The following is a 2,596-nucleotide window of genomic DNA, read 5'->3' on the forward strand; positions in this document are numbered from 1 at the left end:
GGGCGGCGCGGTCGTCGAGGTTGACGCGTCGCGCCGGGCGCTGCTGCTTCCTCCGAGCCGGGGGGCGTCGCGCCGGGTGCCGCTGCTCAGCCGACACCGCTGGCGGGCGCTCAGCGCGGGGGAGGCCGCGGGCCTGCTCGGCGCTGTCGGACGGCTCGCCGCGCAGGCCAGGGCGCAGGCGCTCTGCCTCGGCGAGGTTCGCGCCGAGGCGCTCCTGCTCGGCGCGGGCGGGCTGCTGCTGCGCTCTGTGGCGTTCGCGCACCCGCTGCGGGACGCGGGCTGCTGCGGCGTGCCCCCCGCGGGAAGCACCGCCCGGCTCCTCGACCTTGCCCCGGAGGCCAGCCGGGCCAGGTTACGCTCGGCTCAGGAGCAGAGCCTCGCCGAGGCGGAGCGGGATCCCGCCGCGCTCTCGGAGCTGCTCCGGTACCACCTCCGCGGGGCCCTCACGCCGGTTCCGGTCGCGCTCCCGGGCTGAGGACACTCCGGCGGTGCGGACGCCGGGCCAGCGGACGCCGGGCCAGCGGATGCCGGGCGCAGAAACGCCGTTGCCCCCGCACCGAGGTGCGGGGGCAACGGCGACGCGGAGTCGCGAGTGATCCTTAGATGCCGAGGTCGGCCTCGAACTGACCGCCCTCGAGGCGGTCCTTGACCTGGCCCAGGAAGCGGGCCGCGTCGGCGCCGTCGATGATCCGGTGGTCATAGGACAGCGCGAGGTACACCATCGACCGAATTGCGATGGCGTCGCCCGCGGGGCTGGAGACCACGACGGCCTTCTTCTGGACGATGCCGGTGCCCAGGATCGCGACCTGCGGCAGGAACACGATGGGCGTGTCGAACAGCGCGCCGCGCGAGCCCGTGTTCGTGAGCGTGAAGGTTCCGCCCGCGAGCTCGTCCGGCGTCAGCTTGTTGTCGCGGGTCCGCTCGGCCAGATCCTGGATCTCCTGAGCGATCTGGGCGAGGTTCTTGTCCCCGGAGTCACGCAGGACCGGGGTCAGGAGGCCGCGCTCGGTGTCCACCGCGATGCTCATGTTCTCGGTGTCGGGGTAGACGATCGAGTCGCCCTCCACCGTGGCGTTGACGATCGGGTAGGTGCGCAGCGCCTCGGCGGCGGCCATCGCGAAGAAGGGCATGAAGGACAGCTTGCTGCCGGTCTTCGCGAGGAACTGGTCCTTGACCCGGTTGCGCAGCTCGGCGACCTGGGTGACGTCGACCTCGACCACGCTGGTGAGCTGGGCGGACGCCTGCATCGAGATGACCGCGCGCTCGGCAATCACCTTGCGGAGGCGGCTCATCTTCTGCGTGGTGCCGCGCAGTTCGGAAACCGGAGCGGGAGCGGCTTTTGCTGCGGCGGGGGCGCTGCCGGAGGCGGCCGCCGCGAGGACGTCCTCCTTGCGGATGCGGCCACCGACGCCGGTGCCGGTGATCGTGGCCAGGTCCACGCCGGACTCGTTGGCGAGCTTGCGCACGATCGGGGTCACGTAGGAACCGGCCGGGGCGGCGGGCGCAGCCTGAGCTGCCGGTGCGGCCGGCGCAGCGGGTGCTGCCGGGGCAGCGGGTGCAGCGGGCGCGGGCGTCGCGGCGACCGGCTCGGGCGCGGCGACGGGCTCGGGCGCTGCGGCAGGCTCCGGCTCAGCGACCGGCTCGGGCGCGGCGGCGGGCTCCGGCTCAGCGACCGGCTCTGGCGCGGCGGCGGGCTCGGGCTCAGCGGCGGGGGCAGCCCCGGCGCCGGAACCGTCGCCGACGCGGGCCAGCACGGCGCCGACCTCGACGGTCTCGTCTTCCTCGACGAGGATCTCCTCAAGGACGCCCGCAATGGGCGAGGGGATCTCAGTGTCGACCTTGTCGGTCGAGACCTCGAGCAGGGGCTCGTCGACGGCGATGGTGTCGCCGACGTTCTTGAGCCACCGGGTGACAGTTCCCTCGGTGACGCTTTCGCCGAGGGCCGGCAGGACTACCGATTCACTCATGGTGTGGGATTCTCCTTATTGATCTGTGTGGTCGTAACGGCCCGCGGGGGCCGGAAGTGCTTAGAGCGTGTGCAGCGGCTTGCCCGCGAGGAAGAGCATGGCCTCGGCCAGGGACTCGTTCTGCGTGGGGTGTGCGTGGATGAACGGTGCGACGTCCTCGGGGTAGGCCTCCCAGTTGACGATCATCTGGGCCTCACCGATCAGCTCGCCGACGCGGGCCCCGATCATGTGCACGCCGACCACGGGGCCGTCGTTCACGCGAATCACCTTGACGGTGCCCGCGGTGCCGAGGATCTCGCTCTTGGCGTTGCCCGCGAGGTTGTACTCGTAGGAGGTGATCCGGTCGTCGCCGTGCTGCTCCTTGGCCTTCGCCTCGGTCATGCCGACGGACGCGATCTCGGGGTCGCAGTAGGTGACCTTCGGGATGTTGACGTCCTCGACAACGACGGGGTTCAGCCCGGCGAGCTCCTCCGCGAGGAAGATGCCCTGCTGGTAGCCGCGGTGCGCGAGCTGGAGGCCGGGGACGATGTCGCCGACGGCGTAGACGCCGGGCACGTTCGTCGCGAGGCGCTCGTTCGTGAGCACGAAGCCGCGATCCATCGCGATGCCCTGCTCCTCGAAGCCGAGAC

General features: G+C 72.0%; 3 protein-coding genes. 1 reads left to right on the top strand and 2 read right to left on the bottom strand.

Annotated elements, in window-relative coordinates; genetic code table 11:
• A partial coding sequence (locus OOT08_RS16020) for a hypothetical protein (protein WP_325093825.1) occupies positions 1–475 on the top strand: 475 nt, incomplete at its 5' end.
• A gap of 124 nt (positions 476–599) precedes the next feature.
• Here OOT08_RS16020 and sucB read toward each other — a convergent pair.
• Both sucB and OOT08_RS16030 read right to left on the bottom strand, forming a co-directional pair.
• The gene (gene sucB / locus OOT08_RS16025) at positions 600–1,967 is read right to left on the bottom strand and encodes a 2-oxoglutarate dehydrogenase, E2 component, dihydrolipoamide succinyltransferase (RefSeq protein ID WP_325093826.1); all 1,368 of its coding nucleotides are present in this window, start codon (positions 1,965–1,967) and stop codon (positions 600–602) included.
• A 60-nt stretch (positions 1,968–2,027) separates the two neighbouring features.
• On the bottom strand, positions 2,028–2,596 hold a 569-nt coding region (locus tag OOT08_RS16030), incomplete at its 5' end, for an FAD-dependent oxidoreductase (protein WP_325093827.1).

Origin of the sequence: Leucobacter sp. M11, from assembly GCF_035726885.1 — a bacterium.
Classification (GTDB): Bacteria; Actinomycetota; Actinomycetes; order Actinomycetales; family Microbacteriaceae; genus JAPFRB01.

Coding starts and splice junctions, on each gene's coding strand:
- sucB (WP_325093826.1), bottom strand. CDS start 1,967: ATGAGTGAATCGGTAGTCCTGCCGGCCCTCGGCGAAAGCGTCACCGAG.